The sequence below is a fragment of the Actinomadura terrae genome, from assembly GCF_022751215.1.
Classification (GTDB): Bacteria; Actinomycetota; Actinomycetes; order Streptosporangiales; family Streptosporangiaceae; genus Spirillospora; species Spirillospora terrae.
The window spans coordinates 196,523-214,955 of the sequence record NZ_JAICDG010000001.1 but is presented as its reverse complement, the minus strand read 5'-3'; the positions used below and the strand labels follow the sequence as shown (position 1 = coordinate 214,955).

Annotated in this window: 18 protein-coding genes and 1 tRNA gene; 9 read left to right on the top strand and 10 right to left on the bottom strand. The window is 68.5% G+C overall.

The window, feature by feature from the left end:
* Nucleotides 1-62: 62 nt before the first annotated feature.
* A complete protein-coding gene (locus K2F47_RS00990) occupies nucleotides 63-503 on the bottom strand; it encodes a MarR family winged helix-turn-helix transcriptional regulator (RefSeq protein WP_242900739.1) in 441 nt (146 codons plus the stop codon).
* A 107-nt stretch (nucleotides 504-610) separates the two neighbouring features.
* On the opposite strand from K2F47_RS00990, the gene K2F47_RS00985 reads away from it, so the two are divergent.
* A complete protein-coding gene (locus K2F47_RS00985; protein WP_242900738.1) occupies nucleotides 611-1,108 on the top strand; it encodes a MarR family winged helix-turn-helix transcriptional regulator in 498 nt (165 codons plus the stop codon).
* A 1,178-nt stretch (nucleotides 1,109-2,286) separates the two neighbouring features.
* Entirely contained in the window at nucleotides 2,287-2,700 is a 414-nt protein-coding gene (locus K2F47_RS00980) for an MscL family protein (RefSeq protein ID WP_242900737.1), read from the top strand.
* Nucleotide 2,701: 1 nt separating this feature from the next.
* Here K2F47_RS00980 and K2F47_RS40340 read toward each other — a convergent pair whose 3' ends face one another.
* Nucleotides 2,702-3,736 carry a D-alanyl-D-alanine carboxypeptidase family protein gene (locus K2F47_RS40340; protein WP_308198349.1) on the bottom strand — a complete coding sequence of 345 codons (1,035 nt, stop codon included), beginning with the start codon at nucleotides 3,734-3,736 and terminating at the stop codon, nucleotides 2,702-2,704.
* A 667-nt stretch (nucleotides 3,737-4,403) separates the two neighbouring features.
* On the opposite strand from K2F47_RS40340, the gene K2F47_RS00970 reads away from it, so the two are divergent.
* A tRNA-Arg gene (locus K2F47_RS00970) sits at nucleotides 4,404-4,476 on the top strand.
* A gap of 104 nt (nucleotides 4,477-4,580) precedes the next feature.
* Here the strand turns inward: K2F47_RS00970 and K2F47_RS00965 are convergent.
* Entirely contained in the window at nucleotides 4,581-4,853 is a 273-nt protein-coding gene (locus K2F47_RS00965; RefSeq protein WP_242900736.1) for a site-specific integrase, read from the bottom strand.
* A 77-nt stretch (nucleotides 4,854-4,930) separates the two neighbouring features.
* Here K2F47_RS00965 and K2F47_RS00960 point away from each other — a divergent pair, with 77 nt between their 5' ends.
* Nucleotides 4,931-5,278: a hypothetical protein gene (locus K2F47_RS00960; RefSeq protein ID WP_242900735.1), complete on the top strand. Its 348-nt coding sequence runs from the start codon at nucleotides 4,931-4,933 to the stop codon at nucleotides 5,276-5,278.
* A gap of 325 nt (nucleotides 5,279-5,603) precedes the next feature.
* On the top strand, nucleotides 5,604-6,173 hold the full coding sequence (locus K2F47_RS00955; RefSeq protein WP_242900734.1) for a hypothetical protein: 570 nt from the start codon (nucleotides 5,604-5,606) through the stop codon (nucleotides 6,171-6,173).
* A 781-nt stretch (nucleotides 6,174-6,954) separates the two neighbouring features.
* Here K2F47_RS00955 and K2F47_RS00950 read toward each other — a convergent pair.
* The 5 genes from K2F47_RS00950 to K2F47_RS40335 all read right to left on the bottom strand — a co-directional run bounded on the left by K2F47_RS00950 (nucleotide 6,955) and on the right by K2F47_RS40335 (nucleotide 10,061).
* Nucleotides 6,955-7,128: a hypothetical protein gene (locus tag K2F47_RS00950; protein ID WP_242900733.1), complete on the bottom strand. Its 174-nt coding sequence runs from the start codon at nucleotides 7,126-7,128 to the stop codon at nucleotides 6,955-6,957.
* A 3-nt stretch (nucleotides 7,129-7,131) separates the two neighbouring features.
* Nucleotides 7,132-8,307 (bottom strand): glycosyltransferase family 2 protein, encoded by a 1,176-nt coding sequence (locus K2F47_RS00945; RefSeq protein WP_242900732.1) that lies wholly within the window; start codon nucleotides 8,305-8,307, stop codon nucleotides 7,132-7,134.
* Nucleotides 8,308-8,431: 124 nt separating this feature from the next.
* A complete protein-coding gene (locus K2F47_RS00940) occupies nucleotides 8,432-9,073 on the bottom strand; it encodes a class F sortase (protein WP_242900731.1) in 642 nt (213 codons plus the stop codon).
* A gap of 582 nt (nucleotides 9,074-9,655) precedes the next feature.
* On the bottom strand, nucleotides 9,656-9,850 hold the full coding sequence (locus K2F47_RS00935; RefSeq protein ID WP_242891470.1) for a CsbD family protein: 195 nt from the start codon (nucleotides 9,848-9,850) through the stop codon (nucleotides 9,656-9,658).
* An 82-nt stretch (nucleotides 9,851-9,932) separates the two neighbouring features.
* Nucleotides 9,933-10,061 carry a hypothetical protein gene (locus K2F47_RS40335; RefSeq protein ID WP_272496396.1) on the bottom strand — a complete coding sequence of 43 codons (129 nt, stop codon included), beginning with the start codon at nucleotides 10,059-10,061 and terminating at the stop codon, nucleotides 9,933-9,935.
* 318 nt (nucleotides 10,062-10,379) lie between these two features.
* Here K2F47_RS40335 and K2F47_RS00930 point away from each other — a divergent pair, with 318 nt between their 5' ends.
* Complete coding sequence (locus K2F47_RS00930) at nucleotides 10,380-12,731, top strand: tetratricopeptide repeat protein (protein WP_242900730.1); 2,352 nt, start codon at nucleotides 10,380-10,382, stop codon at nucleotides 12,729-12,731.
* 27 nt (nucleotides 12,732-12,758) lie between these two features.
* Here K2F47_RS00930 and K2F47_RS00925 read toward each other — a convergent pair whose 3' ends face one another.
* Complete coding sequence (locus K2F47_RS00925; protein ID WP_242900729.1) at nucleotides 12,759-13,202, bottom strand: YybH family protein; 444 nt, start codon at nucleotides 13,200-13,202, stop codon at nucleotides 12,759-12,761.
* Nucleotides 13,203-13,269: 67 nt separating this feature from the next.
* A complete protein-coding gene (locus tag K2F47_RS00920; RefSeq protein WP_242900728.1) occupies nucleotides 13,270-13,842 on the bottom strand; it encodes a hemerythrin domain-containing protein in 573 nt (190 codons plus the stop codon).
* 237 nt (nucleotides 13,843-14,079) lie between these two features.
* On the opposite strand from K2F47_RS00920, the gene K2F47_RS00915 reads away from it, so the two are divergent.
* From K2F47_RS00915 to K2F47_RS00905, 3 genes are all read left to right on the top strand, one after another.
* Nucleotides 14,080-15,285: a hypothetical protein gene (locus K2F47_RS00915; RefSeq protein WP_242900727.1), complete on the top strand. Its 1,206-nt coding sequence runs from the start codon at nucleotides 14,080-14,082 to the stop codon at nucleotides 15,283-15,285.
* A 225-nt stretch (nucleotides 15,286-15,510) separates the two neighbouring features.
* Nucleotides 15,511-17,949 carry a molybdopterin oxidoreductase family protein gene (locus tag K2F47_RS00910; RefSeq protein ID WP_242900726.1) on the top strand — a complete coding sequence of 813 codons (2,439 nt, stop codon included), beginning with the start codon at nucleotides 15,511-15,513 and terminating at the stop codon, nucleotides 17,947-17,949.
* The gene (locus K2F47_RS00905) at nucleotides 17,946-18,428 is read left to right on the top strand and encodes a hypothetical protein (RefSeq protein WP_242900725.1); all 483 of its coding nucleotides are present in this window, start codon (nucleotides 17,946-17,948) and stop codon (nucleotides 18,426-18,428) included. Before K2F47_RS00910 ends, K2F47_RS00905 begins: the two co-directional genes overlap by 4 nt.
* The last annotated feature ends 5 nt before the right edge of the window (nucleotides 18,429-18,433 follow it).

Below are 18,433 nucleotides of genomic sequence, written 5' to 3'. Positions count from 1 at the left end.
ATGCCGTCCTTCGTGCGGAGGTGAGTCTTCGTGTCAGGTGCCGAGCCTTGAAGGGCAGGGGCTCAGGGGGTGGCGAGCACCGCTTTCGCCCTGTCCAGGACGATGCTCAGGACGCGGCCCGCGGCGGCCAGGTCCTCGGCCGGCAGGTCGCCCCACAGGGTTTGGGTGATTGGTTCGATCGTGGCGCGGACCCGCGTCCAACGCGCCTGTCCTTCGTCGGTGACCTGGACGCGGCCATCGTTGTCGGCCTGTAGGAGTCCTGCGGCGGTCAGCTCCGTGATGCGTTCCTCCACCGACGCCCGGCCGACCTGGATGGCGCCGCTCACCCGGCGGGTGAGCTCGGCCCGGTCGAGGGTCCCGCCACCGACCACGGTCAGTGTGAGGGTCACCCACTGGGGCTCGGTGATGCCGGTTCCTGCGAGCTGCCGCTCCAGGATCGCGTTCAGCGCCTTCTCGGTCTGGCCGATGAGCGCGGTACCGAAGGTCTGGGGTGTGGTCGTCACAACGTCTCCATCTGTTCAGAGGACTAACGTTTATTTGACTAACGTTTGTGCCACGAACGAAGTTACATCGTTAGTCCCACTAACGCAATAGGAGTAGGATCGGCGCCATGCCCAGCAGAGCCGAAGCCGCGGACATGCCTGCCGCCAGCGTGATCGAGCTGCCGGACAGGCTGCGGCGACGGGCCAGCCGCCTGCTCTCCCAGCTGTCCACGCGGTCAGATCGGCTGATCACCGACGGACTGGCCCAGGTCGACGCCCGCAAGTGGCACTACGCCGTCCTCGCCTCGTTGGAGGAGTACGGCCCGGGCAGCCAGGCGATGTTGAGCCGGCACACCGGCATCTACCGCAGCGACATGGTCGGCGTACTCAACGAACTGGCGGAGCGCGGCTTCGTCGAGCGGACACCCGATCCCGGCGACCGCCGCCGCAACGTCATCACGATCACCGCGCCGGGCCGCCGACACCTGCGCCGCCTCGACAAGGTGCTGGACGACCTCCACGAAGAGTTGCTCGCCCCGCTGCTCCCCGCCGAACGCGACCAGTTCGTGCGAACCCTCAGCCGTCTGCTGGACCACCACACGCAGCAGCCCTCTTCGGCACCCTGACCCCGTCTTCTACCTCCAGCTTCCGATCTCCGCATCGCGTGGTTGGTGACGAGCCCCCGAGTAGGGGCGTGTGTTGAGGTGTGTGGCTCGGCACCGGAGAACACCCTCCCTGTCAGGCGTCGCCCGCTGACACCGCCGGTCTGGGACCTTTCGGGGTGAGAGTGTCCGCGGGGACGGGACTAGTCGACACCGTCGAGGCTGAGCGGGATCAGCGTGGCCGCACCCATTTGCAGGCACGAGACGGTGCTACTGCGCCGAGCATCGGAGGGCGGCTGGCTCTGTCTCGGTTGGGGACGGAATGGTGGTCAGCTCATTGGCCGTGGACGGTGCACGGCCTTCCGGCGCGTCCGCGGTTCCGGGCCTCGCCGACGCCGACTTGGCAAACAGCAGGGCCGTTCATTACCATCCGTGGCCGTTCGGGTTCATCTCGTCCGCATCCCGGGCAAGGAGTGTCGCCACGTGGCTTCTGATCAGCAGAAACCCGCCCAGCAGCCGCCGGTGGCGACGTCCGATCAGGCGATGCTCCGCACCCAGCGGCGCTCGTTACCCGTACCGCAGCGGTCCCGGGATGCCGTTGCCCACCACAACTCCGACATATGACGATCTCTGGCGCGCCCCAACGTCGCGACGCAACGGTCCACCAGCGCTACGTCCTGCCGATTCCCACGCCATTGAGCGCTGGAGCCAGCCGCAACCAGGACAGCGTCCGCGAGACTCACCGTCCAGCACCGCGAGACCAGTGGTGGCTCGGGCCCAGATACACCGCAAGGCCAACAACAAACCAGAGAAACCGGCGACATGCTCGGTCATCGCTCCTCGGAAGGGTGGGCGCGGTCGGACGGTGCGTCCTGTGGGCGATGCACGGGCGGTCGACGGTCCTTCGGAATGGCCGCGAGGTCACTCCGCGACGCGTCGGGGCGGCTGCTCCGCCGGGGCCTCGGCGATGGGGCGGAGAAGCCAACCGGAGCCCACCTGCGGCGGTCAATCGACAGGGCTGCGACTGGCCGCCGGAGGGATGTGGTCGAGGGCCCGGTGCTGTGGGCCGTCTCCGCAGGACGGAGCCTCGCGAGGCCGGTGCGGCGACGGGGCGAGCAGGTGGACGAACAGGCAGGCGGACGGACGGCTGGTAATTCGGCTCCCGGAGGGTCGGGAGGCGGTCACCATTTATAGGAGGCACTATGAGCGGTTTCAAGAAGTTCCTGTTTCGCGGCAACCTCATCGATCTCGCGGTCGCGTTCGTCGTCGGGGCGGCGTTCGCGGGGCTGGTGAAGGATTTCGCGAACTCCTTCATCACGCCGTTGATCGCGTTGATCGGCGGTAAGCCCGACTACACGCGGCTCGCCGTGACCATCGATGGGACCAAGTTCCCGTACGGAATCTTCGTCACGTCCGCGATCGCGTTCGTGATCACGGCGGTGATCGTGTACTTCCTGGTCGTGCTGCCGACGGCCAAGCTGATCGAGCGCATGGACCGGGGGAAGGAGGCGACCGAGCGGGAGTGCCCGCAGTGCCTGAGCGACATTCCGGTGAAGGCGGTGCGTTGCAAGTACTGCACCTCGGAGATCGCGCCGGCCGCCGAGCTGCCGGCCTGACCTACTGGTCGTCCTCGGTGCCGTACTCCCAGTGCCACGGCTCGAACGGGTTGCTGTAGGCCCACGCGGGGTGCAGCCACCCGTAGGTCTTGGCGTTGGCCTCCATCCAGTTGAACTGGACGGAACCCGAGTTCTGCACCCCGCCGCACAGATCGACGGCCTGGCCCTTGCCGTGATTGCTCGTTCCGGGGATGGCGGCGAACCCGGGACGTTCCGCGTACACGCGGTGCTGCTCGGAGAGGCTCCGGTAGGAGTCGGTCACGCATATGTCGCGGCCGAAGTGGCGCTTGTATGCGGCGTTCAATTTGTAGAAGGCAAGGGCCGCGTCCGCGCGCAGTTCCTTACCCTTCTGCGGCAGCGGGCACAGATACTTCGCCGGAATCAACCCGTTCGGGAACTTCTTGGCGTCGGCGGCCAGCCTCTTGTCGCATCCGAGTTCCAGCCGCTTCGCCGGGCTCAGCTTTTTCAGCATCGTGTTGAGCTGCTTGGTCAGCTGCGCGGACTTCTCCTTGAGGCCGTCGATCTGCTGCTGGACGCGGGTCTGCTCGATCGCGTTGCGCGATTGGAGATCCTGCGCGGTGGACGCCAGTTCCCGGCGCCGCTTTTGCAGCTCGTCGGCACGGTCCACAAGGGCCTGCTGTGACCGGGCGAGCAGCGTCACGTCCGCCGTGGAGCGCAGCGCCGAGTCGGGAGAGCCGCCGCCGAAGATCGCCATGGACCCGACGGCGCCGCTCTGCTGGTAGGACGAGTTCGCCAGCCTTGCCAACGGCTGCCGGATCCGGTTCAGCTCGGCCTCGGCCCCCGCCAGGTCCTTCAGCGTGCCGCGCAGCTTCACCTGGGAGGACGCCAACTCCTTCTGGCGGCCCTCCATCTCCGTCGTGGCCTTCTCCAACTCGGAGCGGGCCTTGGACGCCTGCTTGCGCAGCGCCTCGACCGAGTCATCCGGCCCGTCGGCCGCCCTGCCGACGTCGCGCGGAGCGAACACGGCCGTCACCAGGAAGACCGCGATCAACGCCGCCGACCGGGGGTTAGGCACGGTGGTTTTCCTCCTGATGCCCGAATACGGAACAGCGGCAGCACGCTACTACAGGTTCACCTGTGACCAGGCTGTAACCGGGTCAGCGAGTGCGGTAACCGTGCTGCCGACACCACTCTCGCCACCACGGCACACTTCCCCATCCATTCGGACAGGGAGGTCGCAGGCGCGTCGGACGCGGCGAGCGTGTCGTGCGCGTCGGTTTGGGAGTCACCTTCTTGCGCGGGGTCGCCACGGGTGTGGGCGGACGGTCCGGCGCGCGCGTCTCCGCCTGGGGCTGCGGCTTCGGCACCACGTACTGCCCGTAGGTGGGCTCGGCCTTCGGCGCGGCCGGCGCCGAAGGCATCGACGTCGCCGCCCCCTCCGGCCGCTCGGTCGCCGGCTCGTCCCGCAAGGCGAAGGCGATCACGGTGGCCAGCAGGACGGGAACGGCGAACGCCGCGACGACCGTCGCGATTCGCCGCCCACGAGGCACGCCTTCAGCGTCGTCGGAACCCTTGTCACTCGGCTGCCCACGATGCCGACCCGTCACGGCACCGAAGCGTACCCACAGCGACCCCACGGAGCCTAGAGGTCAGCGCAGTCACGATAAGGACGAGCGTACGACTCTCCCCGTCCCCTACCCTGTAGGTGCCGTCCGCTACGCTCTAGCCGCGAGCGACGACATGCCTCCGTAGCTCAGGGGATAGAGCACCGCTCTCCTAAAGCGGGTGCCGCAGGTTCGAATCCTGCCGGAGGCGCCGAGACTGAACGCGCTGACCAGCCGAGACACAAAAGCCGGGGCGCTTTTGTGTTCCGGCTGATCGTTACCGGCCCCTGATGGCACATTGATGGCACCATCGGCCTACACCCGGTTCCGGCGTGGCCCGAACGCCGAAATCTTCGCCGCCGCGTCCTCGGCGAGCGACTCGGCGACGTCGGCGGTGAACGCGGCGGAGGCGTGGCCGAGGATCTCGCTCACGACCTTGAGGTCGACGCCCGCCGCGAGGCGGCCGGAGTCCGTCCACGCCTCGCACCACGCGAGGCGCTCTTCGAGTTGGCGCTCGAGCCACGCTTTCAGAACGTCCGCGGTCGCCTGGTCGAAGATGATGTGCCGGTCGGAGTCCTCGGACTTCACCTCGTGCGCTCCCAGTGCTCGACGCGCTCTTCCGTCCACGCAGCGGCTTGGCCGTGCCCTTGCGACCCGAGCCGCCCTTGCTCCGCATCACCCCGTCCCCCGGGTTCTCATCCAGGATCTTCGACACCTTCACGGCGTCGTTCGGCGCGGCGTTCAGGACGATGTGCACGCGCTTGATCCTGGACTCCCCCACCAGCCTTGGAGTAGCGGTGCCCCTTCAGGCTCGCCCCCGCTTCCAGCAGGCGACGGAGCATCTCCGTCGGCCGTTTACCTTCGGTCGGCCGGTTGATGAGCCGGATCGCGGCGTACAGCTCGCGGATCTGGTCCTGGCCGAGCCGGCGACCATCTTCAGGTGGCCGAGGCCCGGCTTGAGGTACAGGACGATGATCTCGCGGTCGGTGGTCAGGGTGGAGCGGCCGTTCTGATCCCTGGGCAGCGCGCAGGGCCCGCACCTGCCGCGCGAAGGTACGGGCCCTGTACTCAGGGGGTCAGCAGGCGATCAGCCCGGCGGTTCTGGATCGCCATCGTTGGGGCCAGCGCGGGTGAGCTGGCGATCGAACAGATCCGCGGACGGTCGAAGAATCACCATGTGAAAGGTTTATCAGCACTTCTCCGCTTAGTGCGGGATTCAGGTTTGAACAGGTCTCGTCCCACCTCGATTGGGACAGTCAGTCTCGACCAGATGAGGACGCCCAGAAGCGCCGGCTCAGGGCTTGGCCAGGAAACGTGTGATTTGCCAAGCTTTAGCAAATGAATTTTTGGCTGCCCCACCTTGTTCCTGGAGCGCGACACCGGTTATCGTCGTCCGACGAGATTTCGCAATTTTTGGGACTCGTCTCGCCTTTCGCACTGCAAGCCCGACAGCGCTGGCAACGGAAAGGGAAAGTGATGAAACGACGAAGGAAAATCCTGGCCATCCTGATGACCGCGCTGGGTATGGCGGTGATGGCCGCGCCCAGCGCCGCGGCGACTGCGCCATCGGGAGACACGGCCTGGGTCCTGCGAACCCAGTACCTGAAGTCCAACCCCCAAGGCGGAGAACGTGCCTGCACGAAATTCCGCCGCATCTCCCTGGACAGCGGCAACTACAACTGGGGTCTGCGCATCGGTGGGCGCCAGTGGGTCACGCGGGTCATATTCCTCGGTGCCGGGTGGTACCAATGGAGGAGTTGCTTGATCCCCCAGAAGAATGACTACATCCATATCTCATCCCTGGGGCCGGAAGATCCCGGCCGGAAAGCGGCCACAACCGACCGCACTGCGGTGGTCAACCCGTCTGGCACCTATACGTGGGGCTCATTCCTCACCCCGCGGTCCTAGCGCTCACCACCAGCACACGCTGTGCAGCAACCAGAATCCCTCAGTACTGCACGACAGGTTCACAAGATTCCTCTTTGAAGCTGCTGGGGACAGTCTCAGCGACGCCAGGATTCCTCAGCAGATCTTTTGTGTTCCCGTCGGTCAGCGCATCGCGGCTACGTCGGGCCGAGGGCGGGAGCATCGGCCCCGGCGTCGGATGATCCTGCGATGCACCGGGCCAAGCTCCCCTACCGCCCGGGGGCGGGGCCCAGTCTCGTTTCCAGGCTGCGCGCAGGGCCCGCAACCGTCGCGCTCCCCGGCCGCCTCCCCCGGGCACGGAGGAATCCTTCCGTGATTTCTGGGTCCCGGCTGGCGGTGTAGTCGCCCTGCCGGGCCCGCCCGGTTTCGGGGGTCAGGCGTTGCCGGTGTCGATGGCGGGTGCCGCGGGTTCGAAGCCTGCCGGAGGCGCCCCGGACGTGGCGCCTGGTGGCGTTGGTGTAGTGCGTCGAGTGGCTCGCGCGGTGGCGGGCGCGGCCGGCACCGCGCGAGCCATGGGGCACCGAGTTCCACGAAGAGAGGCTCGCTGAGAGTCGACGGCTCGACTTCCCATTCATTGTGCTTGCCTGCGGGGCCCGGCCTCGGTGGAGCCGGGGGTCGTGATGGGTCCGGCGTGATCGGTTAGGCGTCCGCTCCGAAGTGCCGGTTGCCGATCAAGGACGTGATGGGCTTCTCGGCACTGTCGTCCCTAGGGAGTGGGCGGTCGGTCGTCGCCGCCGGGACGGATCGGACGGGGGTTTGGCCTTCATCCGTCGTCGGTCTTGCGGGCGGGGAGCGTCCGTTTCACCGCCAGGCCCGCGGAGATCAGGGTGAAGACGGCCAGGCCGAACCAGAGCGCTTGGAGGCCGAGCCAGGGGGACGCGGCGGCGGTGCCGCCGAAGCCGGCGGCCACTCCGCCTACGGGGGGATGGTTGTACATGTCCTACCATTTCCTTTCTTTACGCCAGGCGGCCTGCCAGAAAGCGCGCGCCTGGACGGCCTGGAGGAAGACGTCGAAGATCATTTCGACGACGATGGTGGAGGCGAGCGCCATCTGGGCGGCGCCGCGCTGCCGGACGCTCACCACCCGCTCGACCATGAAGATGACGGTGATGGCGGCCCAGAGGGGCCTGAGGTTGACCCCGCCGAGCCAGAACACCGAGTACGCGAGCGAGCCCAGGTAGGCGGTGATCACGATGATGCCGATCAGGGAGAGCAGCTGGCGGCCCCAGTAGGGGCGGGTGATCGGCGTCCAGCCGTAGTCGACGAGGTTCTCCAGCGCGCCGCGCTTCCAGCGGAGCCGCTGCCGGGCGAGGTCGCGCCAGGTCGGCATGACCTCGGTGGTCAGCGTGCACTCCTTGGGGCAGAGGATGCGGAAGCCGAGGTGCAGGATGGCGAGCGTCAGCTCGTTGTCCTCGGTCAGCACGCGGACGTCGTAGACGTGCGGCAGGCCGGGGAGGCGGCGGGCGCGGCGGGCGGCGACCACCTCCTGGAGGGTGCTGGCGCGGAAGATCGTCGCGGTGCCGGTGAGGACGAGCGCCTTGCCCCGCAGGCGCCGGACGTCCCGGGCGTAGCGGGCGTACTCGTTGCGCTGGAACATGCCGACCGCGCCGCCGCCCGGCTTGCCGGTGAAGGTACCGCCGACGGCGGCGTACCGGCCGGTGGCGAGGTAGTCGACACCGTGCCGGATGAAGCCCGGGTCGAGCGCCGAGTCGGCGTCCATCACCATGACCGCGTCGTTCGGGCCGAGGATCGACAGGAGGCGGTCGAGGACCTGGTTCAGCGCGCCCGCCTTCTTGTGCCTGTTGCCCCGGGTGCCGACGATCTCGACACCGCAGAGCTGCGCGAACGCGGCGGTGGCGTCGGTGCAGTTGTCCGCGATCACGACGATCTGGTCCGGCGGACGTTCCTGGCGGCGGAGCGAGGCGATCGTCTCGGTGATCTGCTTGACCTCGTTGTGCGCCGGGATCAGGACCGTGACCCACATCGCGTCCGCGCGTACAGGCGGGAGGTTCCGCTTGCCGTCCTTGTTCTCAGGGCGGGCGTGCCGGCGCGGTGGCGCGTCCTGGGGCCACGGAGCCGGGGACGGCGCGATCAGCGGGGCGAGCCTGTCGGGCATGGTCATGATGGGAGAGGTGCCGGGCACCGCACGGTGGCGCCCGCCAGCCGGCCGCAGGGGGCTGTCCCCCGGCCGGGCGGACCTCGATGGGACGGTCATCCCGCGCTCGGACGCCGGCCGCATCTCAGCGCGCCCGCCCGGAGCCCAGCAGGTGGCCGAAGGCGACGACGTTGTCGAGGTAGTGGCCGGTGGCGCGGTCGAAGCGTCCCCCGCAGGTGATGAGGCGGATCGCCGCGTAGCCGGGGTCGCCGTAGACGCGGTTCGTGGGGAAGCGGTCCTTGGCGAAGCGCTCGACGGAGTCGATCGCGAAGACGGCGGTGCGGCCGTCGGCGCGCAGCACGCTCGCCCGGTCGCCGGGACGCAGCCGACCGAGCCGGTAGAACACGGCCGGGCCGCGCGCCGTGTCCACATGCCCGATGATCACGGCGGCGCCGCGGCTGCCGGGTGCGGCGCCGAGCCGGTACCAACCGGCCTCGTGGGCGCGGCTCTGGGGCGGGGTCTCTACGGTCTGGTCCGGGTTCTTGGCCAGCTTCATCAGCGGTGTCCGGACGTCGATGCGCGGCACTTCGATGCGGACGGGCGGCGAGGGCGGCAGGTCGGGTGTGGTCGCCGGCCCGATCGGACGGGACGCGTCGGGCGACGGCATCGGCGGAGCCCCGGACTCCGGGTCGTCCCGCGTCGCCTTAACCGTCCATAACGCCGCCAGAACGGCGGACAGCCCCCCGACGGCGACGACGACGCGCCTTTGTCGGCCACGATGCCTCACAGATCGCACTCCTTCGTCCGTTCGCAACCCGTGTTCGTATCGGACTCGCTGCGACGTCTGAGCCGCAGGGACCTAGATTTAACGGCTGCGCCTTGAAGCAAGGAAAGGGGTAGGTGAATAGTAGGTGACGGAGGAGGTGTGACGTGCCCGTTCAGTGGCGATTGGATTTTCAAGGCTTGACTGCCCTGTTAAGGGTTGGCCCCAAGGGGCCTTTCTGGCCTGTGTTGCTCAAGTTCAAGCAGGTCAGCCAGGTCAAACAGGGCAGCCGAGAGCATCGGCGAGGCACGCGGAGTTGGTGGACACGCCTGTGATCGCCACAGCACAAAGTAAGGACGGTTGTCCGGAAACGATTTCCTGGCGACCCGAAAAGTCAACGCGGCAGGTCAGGCGCCTTTTCAATCTGTGGCGCTCGGTTTCGTCCGAAAAGCAGCGTGGAGTCGACCATGAAATTCGGACCGCTTGCACGGGGGTGGGCCGCCGTCGGCGGAAAACTCATAGGGAGGACATCGCACAATGGCCAACCCGGTTATCCAGGCTGCCGCTCGGCGTCAGCCTGGATAACCGGGATTCAAAGGGGGAGCGTCACCGCTCCGTGGTGCGCCGCACCTCCCGGGCCGCGTCCTTGGCCTTCTCACCGACCTGCTTGGCGCCGCCCGCCATGCGGTCCTTGCGTCCCTCCGCCTCCAGGTACGGGTCGCCGGACTCGCGCCCCGCGTTCTCCTTGGCGCGTCCCTTGGCCCGCTGCGTCTTGTTCTTCAGCTTGTCGAACAGCCCCATGGGGTCCTCCCTCTAGCCGGTACCGCCGTCCACGGCTTCGTCCGGCCGACCGGTACGGCGGGTCTCGTGTCGCCCTGGCGGCTCACCCGCTGCGGCGGATACCACGGCGGTACCGCGCCGCCTCCTGGTGGATCTTCGCCTCGGTGGCCATGAGCGTGGCCTCGGCCCGCTCGGTGCGCATCCGCGCGTGCATCTCCCGGAAGGTCGGCACACGGCGTGGCTCCCGCGACGGCCGCGTCCGGGCCCGCGGTCTCGTTCCCCGTCGCCAGAGACGTTCCAGCAATCTCATGCCCACTCCTTCCGTCCTACGGCCGCCCCTGTGCCCCGCCCGCAGCATTCCATGCGCGCAAGGCCGCTGACGTGGGGTTTCAGGAGAGCCGCGATCGTCCCGGCGAGCCTCTGCCGCCGGACGCCCGCAAGGACCCATGCGTTTTTTGTACTGGCCCGTGCGGCGGGGCAGGGCCGTACCTAGCTTGGTTCCGAAGAGTTTCGTGTCGACTACGGATGGTCAGCGAGCGGAGGGCTTCGGATGCGGCCGGTCGGGGACGGGTGGGACGGATCGGAGCACGTGCTCGCCGAACTCGAGGGGCCCGGCCCCGAGCGGGACGCCCTGCTCCGGGCTCGGCGGTTCGACGAGGCGCTGATCGCCGAGCCGGAGACGCGGGCCGTGGTGCTGGCCGCCGCGGACTGGTGGCAGGCGGCGGGCGTCGGGATTCCGGTGCCGCTGCTCTACCGCCAGGCCGCCCGCCGCCTGGCCGCGTCCGCGCCGGGGTGCCCGCTGACGCCGAAGGGCTTCGAGGACGGGCTCGCATGGGCGACCGCCGCTCCCTCCCTGCTCGTCCCGGACGAGGCCGGACGCTACGAACTCGCCGACGGCCTGCTGCTCTGGATAGCGCGGCCGCACGAGAGCCTGGTGGACGGCGCGGGCCGGCCGGTGACGCCGCTGGCGGCCGTCGCCCTGGCGACCAAGACCCTGACCGGCCGCGACGGGGACCGTGCGGCCGCGCGCTCGGCGCTGGTCCACGCCATCGACGGCGACGACGCCGACGCGGCGGCACTGGCCCGGTGGTGCCTCGCCGAGATCGACCTGGACGAGGGCGCTCACGCCGCCGCGCGGATCGCCTTCGAGCGGATCGTCGAGGAGGGGCACTTCGCGATCGCGCCGCGGGCGATGCTCGCGCTGGCCAACCTGGAGAGCGATGCCGGACGTCCGGCGCCCGAGGGACTGCTGCGGCGGGCGATCGACTGCCGTCATCGGCTGGTGACGCATCCCGCCGCATGCGTCCTCCGGGACAGGTATCTGCGGGAGGAGGACGAGGCCGGGGCCGTCAGCGCCGCCCGCATCGCCTTCGACTGCCAGGCCCCCTTCCTCATGGCCTTCGATGGACGGATCTTGGCGGCCCTGCTGGTCCGGGCGGGAGACGTCACCGCGGCCGAACGGGTGCTCCGCCAGGTCATCGATCTGGAGAACCTGTTCGTGTCCGGACACGCGGTGGCCGACCTGGCGCGGATACTCGGCGAACGCGGTGAGTACGCGGAAGCCGAGCGGCGGCTGACCGAGGCGCTCGCCTGGGATTGCCTGCACCGCGCGGACCTCCAGATCGCCCTGGCCGGGGTGTATCTGGCTCAGGAGGACCTCACCGCCGCGCAGGAATTACTCGACAAGGCACAGGCATCTGAAGTACCGCCCAGTGCGCAGGAACTGGCGCGGATGGGTTTCATGCAGGCCCATATCTCGCTGGCCCGCGAAGACGACGAGACCGCGGCGGACATCTACACCGATCTCCTCGGCCATCCGAACACCCAGGCCCGGGAGGTCGCGCGCGAACTCGCCCTGCACACCGGTGAACTCCTGGTGCGCAGCGGCCCCTGCTCGATCCCGGGACTCGCGCCGCTGCTGCGCCATTTGATGGTCGAGGCCGACACGCCGGTGCGGGAATGGGCCGCCTACGGTGTGGGACGTATCGCCGAGTCCGCCGGCGACACGCGATTGTCCGCACAGGCCTACCGGATCGCGCTCTGCGGCTCCGACCCCGACTACGCCCTGCGCGCCGCGCACAAACTCGCCGAGGCCGATCTCGCCGAACACGACCGGGCGCTGGATTCCCTGATGTCGATCCTTGAGGGCGGCGCCGCGGAAACCATCACCGGCGCCATCGTGCCCGCCGGCGTGCTGGTGACGCACAGCCGGCATCTCGACGTCCTCGACAAGATCCGCCTGGTCGTCCGTGTCCACGAGGCGTGCCTGCGCCGCATCGAGGCGGGCGACCCGCAGGTCGGCCGCATCGCCTTCACCTTGGGCATGATGCATTTCGAAGTGCTGGACACCCCGCTCATGGCGATCGAACCATGGGAGATCGCAGCCGATTGCGACACCCCGGAAATCCAGGCGGCCGCCGCCTTCAACCTGGGTCTCGTGCACGCCTGCGTGTCGTGCCCCGTCTCGGCCGCGCAGGCGTTCCAGCGCGCGATCGCGACCGAACACGTCGAGTACGCGCCCCGGGCCGCGTACCTGCTCGGATACCTCTCCGAAGATCTCGACGACCTGCCCGCCGCGACCGCCGCGTACCTGCAAGCGCTGATGACCGAGCACCCCGACATCGCTCCCCGCGCCGCCTTCCAGCTGGCCCGCCTGATCCACCTGGACCAGCCCGACGACGCGGAACTCGCCCTCCGGCAACTCATCATCGACCCGGGCACGCCGGCGGAGATCATCGGCGCGTCCTACGCTCAACTCGGCCGGATCTACGCCGAACACGGCAACCGCAAACTCGCACAACGGTACTGGCGCAAGGGGCAGCGTCACACGAACCCCGCGATAGCCAAGGCCTATGCCGAAGAACGCCGGAAGATCGGCCGGGTCAAACGGACGGCCTATTGAGGTTGTTCGACATTTCAGTGCGTACTCTCAGGGCTCGAGGTCGGTCACTCCCCGGCCGGTCTGGATGTCGAACGGTACCGATGCCTGGTCGTGCACGATCAGCCATGTGCCGTCGATCTTCTGGAAGCAGAAGGTGACCCGGACCCATATGCCGCTCGTCGCCGTCCCGTTCTCCAGCGTGCCGCTGAGCCTGCCGAAGCAATGGCCGAACGCGAGTTCGTCGCGTGCGGTGACGGTCAGATCCCGCACCTCGTAGGTCACCTCGCGGAAGAAGGTGAACACCGTCTTCCAGTTGCTCATTTTCGACGCGAGCCCCACATGTCGCAGCGGCGGCTCAACGTCGAAGGACACGACGTCCGTCGCGTAAAGGCGCTCCAGGCCCTCGTGGTCCTTGGCTTGGATTCCTGCCACGAGCCTGCCGATCCGCTGCCTGATCTCGGCTTCGTGCGCCTCGTGTCGCGTGGATGTCACTGCCCTGTCCTCTCTGTCCGGTGTACCGCTCCGCCCCTACGACAAGGCGGCCCACCGGAATGTGAGGTCAGTCCTTGTCGCGGGCGTCGCGGATCAGGTCGCGGACGCGGTCGACCACGGCGACCATCGGTCCGGCGAGCATGTTCTTCGTGGCGCTCTCGGTGCCGGGGTGGGGGTGGGTCGGCGCGGTGGCCTCGGCGGCGCGGACGGCGGCGGCGAAGCCCTTCAGCTGTGCGGGGCTGAACTCGTCCTTGAGGCGGTCGAACTCGTAGCGCTCCTCGGCGCGGGCGTGGGTGAGCACGTCGATGCGCAGCCGGTCGATGGATTTGAGGAAGGCCGGTTCGTCGGTGTCCATGCCGTCCAGTTCGGACAGCAGTTCCTTCGCCGCGCGCTCCTCGGCGAGGCGGTCCTCCACGATCCCGTCGCCCCCGGGGAGCCGCCGCGCCATCGGGTGGACGATCTCCTCCTCGGCCGTCTCGTGGACGGCCAGCAGCCGCACCAGCTTCTGGAAGGCGTCCTTGCGGGCCTGCCCCTCGCTGTTCATCACCTCGTCGAACAGGTCCCGGATCCGGCCGTGCTGGGCGCGCAGCAGATCGACCACGTCTTCGGTGGTCCGGGCGTCGGTGGGTGTGGTCTGCATAAGGTCTCCCGGCTGTCATGGGTCGGCGTCGCCGTGAGACGGCCCGCCCCGAAAGTGTGCGACGGCGCTTCGGGTACCCGGCATCCGGGCGGCTAAGCGGCCCGAATGCCGGGAGGACGCAAAGGAGCCGTCCTGGATCGGGCATGCGATGTGCGATGTCGGCTCGCTCGGGTAAGGGCGGCTGCGCCGACACGGCCAGCCGACACGACACGACCAGCCACAAGGAAGGTGAGCCCGGTGGCGTTCAATCCACTCGAACACCGCGGAATCCCGCTGGACGACCAGTTGCGCAACTGGGCCCAGCTGGACGTCGCGCCCATCGACCCCGACAGGTCCGATCCGTACACGAAGTGCCGGATCATCACCATGAACGGGATCGAGGTGGAGGCGATCATGTTCAGCCACCACTTCGCCCGGGTCTGTCCGGACATCGAGGTCAAGCAGCAACTGGCCAAGGTGCGCTACATCGAGGCGCAGCAGCAGAAGGTGGTGAACTGGCTGCTGCCGGGGCAGGCGTCGGTGCTGGAGACGACGATCAGCTACGAGCAGGTCGCCGTCGACCTGACCGGCTGGGTCGCCCGCATGGAGCCGGACCCCTACCTCAAGCAGGCCTACGAGTTCGGGCTGCTGGAGGACTTCGACCATCTGTACCGGTACGCCAACCTGTACGAGATGATCGAGCACCGCAAGGCCGAGAAGGTCGTCGACCAGCTCACGGAGGTGATGCCGGGACGGCCCGGCTTCCTCCAGCACCGGGACGCGGTCGACAACGTCCGCGAGCCCTACGACCGGGAAGCGGCGGCGCCGATCTCCAAGCTGCACGCGCTGACGATCATGTCGGCCGAGCAGCAGACGATGAACTTCTACATGAACGTCGGCCCGATGTACATGGAGCCGATCGCCCGGCAGCTCTACCAGGAGATCGGGCTGGTGGAGGAGGAGCACGTCACGCACTACGAATCGCTGGTCGACCCGGGCGAGACCTGGTGGGAGCGCCTGGTCAACCACGAGTACAACGAGTGCTACCTGTACTACTCGTTCATGGAGACCGAGCCCGACCCGCGGGTCAAGAACATCTGGGAGCTCCACCTGAACATGGAGCTGGAGCACCTGCGGATCGCCTGCGACCTGATGCGCCGCCACGACGGCCGCGACCCCGAGTCGGTCCTGGCGCCGGAGCTGCCGAAGCCGCTCGCGTTCGAGCCGAACAAGCAGCTCGTCCGCGACCTGCTCAGCACGCAGATCGACTGGACCACGCTCGGCACCGGGTACGTCCAGGAGGCGCACCGCCGGTTCGAGGCGTACCAGGACAAGATCAACGCCGAGCGGCCGCCGCAGGAGCGCGTCATCGACGAGCACCGCGACAAGTTCGGCGACGAGTACCGTCTCGCGACCGAGGGCCCCCATCCCGTCGCGCGCCTCCGCGACGGGTCCAGAAAGTAGAACCGGCGGTTTTTGAAGGTGGCCGCATCCGCGTCGGGCTGGTCCCGGGCGGGTGCGGTTCTCGGTTGATCGGGCGGCCGTACTTCCGTTTGGGCGGCGGGGCGGCGGGAAGCGCGTTTCCGTGGCGGATCGGAACGCATGGTGCGGGCCCGGCCGCGCAAAATGGGGCCGCACGGTTTCGACCGCGTCGGGGGGTATCAGAGCCGACGTCAGAAGGGTGCATTCATGACGGACCGGGTCGCCGACGTCTGGGGAACGCGGACACCGTTCGGGGCCGGTTCGCGATGGCCCGTCCGCGTCGACCAGTATCTCGACGCGGGGATTCCCGAAGAAGACGTCGAATGGTTCCAGTCGGCGTGCGTGCTGTGCTCGAACGGCTGCGGCATGGACATCGGCGTCCACGAGGGGCGCGTCGTCGGGGTGCGGGGGCGGGCCGAGGACCGCGTCAATCACGGGAGGCTCGGCCCCAAGGGATTGTTCGGGTGGCAGGCCAACAATTCGCGGGACAGGCTGACGCGTCCGCTGGTGCGGCGGGACGGGGAACTGCGCCCGGCGAGCTGGGACGAGGCGCTGGATCTCGTCGTGGAGCGCACCCGCGCGGTGCTGGACGAGCAGGGGCCGCTCGGCATCGGTTTCTACAATTCCGGGCAGCTGTTCCTTGAGGACTACTACACGCTCGCGGTGGTCGCCCGGGCGGGCATCGGAACGCCGCATCTGGACGGGAACACGCGGCTGTGCACCGCCACCGCCGACTTCGCGTTGAAGGAGACGTTCGGCACCGACGGCGATCCCGGCTCGCTGACCGACTTCGACGTGTGCGACACGATATTCACCGTCGGGCACAACATCGCCGAGACGCACACCGTGTTGTGGACGCGCGTCCTGGACCGGCTGCACGGCCCCGACCGGCCGCGCATGGTCGTGGTGGATCCGCGCCGGACGAAGGTCGCCCAGGAAGCGGATGTGCATCTGGCGATCCGTTCGGGGACCAATCTGGCGCTCCTGAACGGGATCCAGCACGAACTGCTCGCCAACGACTGGATCGACCGGAAGTTCGTCGACCGCCGCACGGTCGGGTTCGACAAGCTGGAGAAGACCGTGGCGGAGTATCCGCCCGAGCGGGTCGCGGAGATCTGCGGTGTTCCCGCCGCCGACATCCGGGAGGCGGCGCGTGTCATCGGAACGGCGGAGCGGCTGGTCTCCACCTGCCTTCAGGGCGTTTACCAGTCGCACCAGGCGACGGCGTCGGCGTGCCAGGTCAACAACGTCAACCTGCTGCGCGGGATGATCGGCGAGCCCGGCCGCTCGGTGTTCCAGATGAACGGGCAGCCGACCGCGCAGAACACCCGGGAGACCGGCGCGAACGGCGACCTGGCCGGGATGCGCAACTGGCAGAACCCCGAACACGTCCAGGAACTCGCCCGGATCTGGAACGTCGACGACCTTCGGATTCCGAGTTGGGCGCCGCGCACGCACGTCATGCAGATGTTCCGTTACGCCGAGGAGGGCTCGATCCGCTTCCTGTGGATCGCGGGAACGAACCCGGCCGTGTCCCTTCCCGAACTGCACCGGATCCGCTCGATCCTGCGCCAGGAACGCCTGTTCGTGGTGGTCAACGACGTGTTCCCCAGCGAGACGGTGCAGCTGGCCGACGTGGTGCTGCCCACCGCGATCTGGGGCGAGAAGACCGGGACCTACACCAACCACGACCGGACCGTGCACCTGTCGGAGAAGGCCGTCGAGCCGCCCGGTCAGGCGCGCTCCGACATGGAGATCTTCCTCGACTACGCGCGGCGGCTGGGCCTGTCCGACAAGGACGGCGCACCACTGCTGAAGTGGAACACGCCGGAGGAGTGCTTCGAGGCGTTCAAGGAAATGACCCGGGGCCGTCCCTGCGACTATTCGGGGCTTTCGCATGACAGGCTGCGCGGCGGCAGCGGCATCCCGTGGCCGTGCAACGACGAGTCCCCGGAGGGGACCGAACGGCTCTACACCGACCACCGTTTCAACACCGGCAGCGATTACTGCGAGGACTACGGCCACGACCTGATGACCGGCGCCGCCCACGAGTACAAGGACCACGCGGCCATGGGCGCGGCCGGTCGTGCCGTCCTCAAGGCGGCGCATTACCTGCCGCCCCACGAACCGCCGAGCGAGCAGTATCCGTTCATGCTGAACACCGGTCGCTCGGTCTACCAGTGGCATACCCGCACCAAGACCGGGCGGTCGCGCCAACTGGACGCGGCGGCGCCGGACGTGTGGGTGGAGATATCGCCACCGGACGCGCGGCGCCTCGACCTCGCCGAAGGCGATCTGGTGCGAGTTGTCTCCCCGTGTGGGCAGCTGGAGGCCAGGGCGCGCGTCGCCGGAATCCGCGAGGGCGCCGTCTTCGTGCCGTTCCATTACGGGAACGGCGACCGGCCCGGCGCACCACCGCGTGCCGCGAACGAACTGACGATCACCGACTGGGACCCGGTGTCCAAACAGCCGGTGTTCAAGACCTCCGCCGTAAAGGTCGAAAAGGTCGCGGACGGAGGCGGCCGGCTCTCCCCCGCCCCGACCACCGTAGGCGCGGAATCGCCGCCCGGGCTCGGACCGGCGACCGCGGGCGGCCATGGCGTCACCGAAACCGTCCGAGACGAGGAGACCACGGACTCAGCATGAAACTCGACAAGGCCATTTCCGAGGTCCAGGACGCCGAGGCGGATCTGGCGAAGGAACTGCGGCGCGTCAGCGAGCGGCACGCGGCCGAGCACGACATCCACCACCTCGGCCTCACCCTCGCCCGGCAATGCGCCGACCATGTCGAGCGTCTCGCGCCGTTCGCCGAGCGCTACGGGGCGTCGGGCCGCGAGGTCGCCGACTCCCCCGGCCTGCTGGACACCCTCCGGCACGCGTCCGCGCGGCTCGCCGGTCGCTCGGAAATGGTCGGCATGCTGCTTCTGCGCGACCTCCGGAACCTTTATCTCGGCGCGCTGGAGGCGGAGATCGCCTGGACGATTCTCGGGCAGGCGGCCCAGGCCGCCCGCGACCGCGACCTGCTCCAGACCGTCGGCGAATGCCATGAGGCGGCGGAGACCCGCGGGAAATGGCTCCGCACCCGGATCAAGGTGACGGCGCCGCAGGTCCTCGTCAGCGGCTAGGCCGG

What these genes read in the sequence shown, in the direction of transcription:
- K2F47_RS00985 (WP_242900738.1), top strand. Translation starts at nt 611, where the DNA reads ATGCCCAGCAGAGCCGAAGCCGCGGACATGCCTGCCGCCAGCGTGATC.
- K2F47_RS00980 (WP_242900737.1), top strand. Translation starts at nt 2,287, where the DNA reads ATGAGCGGTTTCAAGAAGTTCCTGTTTCGCGGCAACCTCATCGATCTC.
- K2F47_RS00955 (WP_242900734.1), top strand. Translation starts at nt 5,604, where the DNA reads ATGAATTTTTGGCTGCCCCACCTTGTTCCTGGAGCGCGACACCGGTTA.
- K2F47_RS00950 (WP_242900733.1), bottom strand. Translation starts at nt 7,128, where the DNA reads ATGTACAACCATCCCCCCGTAGGCGGAGTGGCCGCCGGCTTCGGCGGC.
- K2F47_RS00945 (WP_242900732.1), bottom strand. Translation starts at nt 8,307, where the DNA reads ATGCCCGACAGGCTCGCCCCGCTGATCGCGCCGTCCCCGGCTCCGTGG.
- K2F47_RS00935 (WP_242891470.1), bottom strand. Translation starts at nt 9,850, where the DNA reads ATGGGGCTGTTCGACAAGCTGAAGAACAAGACGCAGCGGGCCAAGGGA.
- K2F47_RS00930 (WP_242900730.1), top strand. Translation starts at nt 10,380, where the DNA reads ATGCGGCCGGTCGGGGACGGGTGGGACGGATCGGAGCACGTGCTCGCC.
- K2F47_RS00920 (WP_242900728.1), bottom strand. Translation starts at nt 13,842, where the DNA reads ATGCAGACCACACCCACCGACGCCCGGACCACCGAAGACGTGGTCGAT.
- K2F47_RS00910 (WP_242900726.1), top strand. Translation starts at nt 15,511, where the DNA reads ATGACGGACCGGGTCGCCGACGTCTGGGGAACGCGGACACCGTTCGGG.
- K2F47_RS00905 (WP_242900725.1), top strand. Translation starts at nt 17,946, where the DNA reads ATGAAACTCGACAAGGCCATTTCCGAGGTCCAGGACGCCGAGGCGGAT.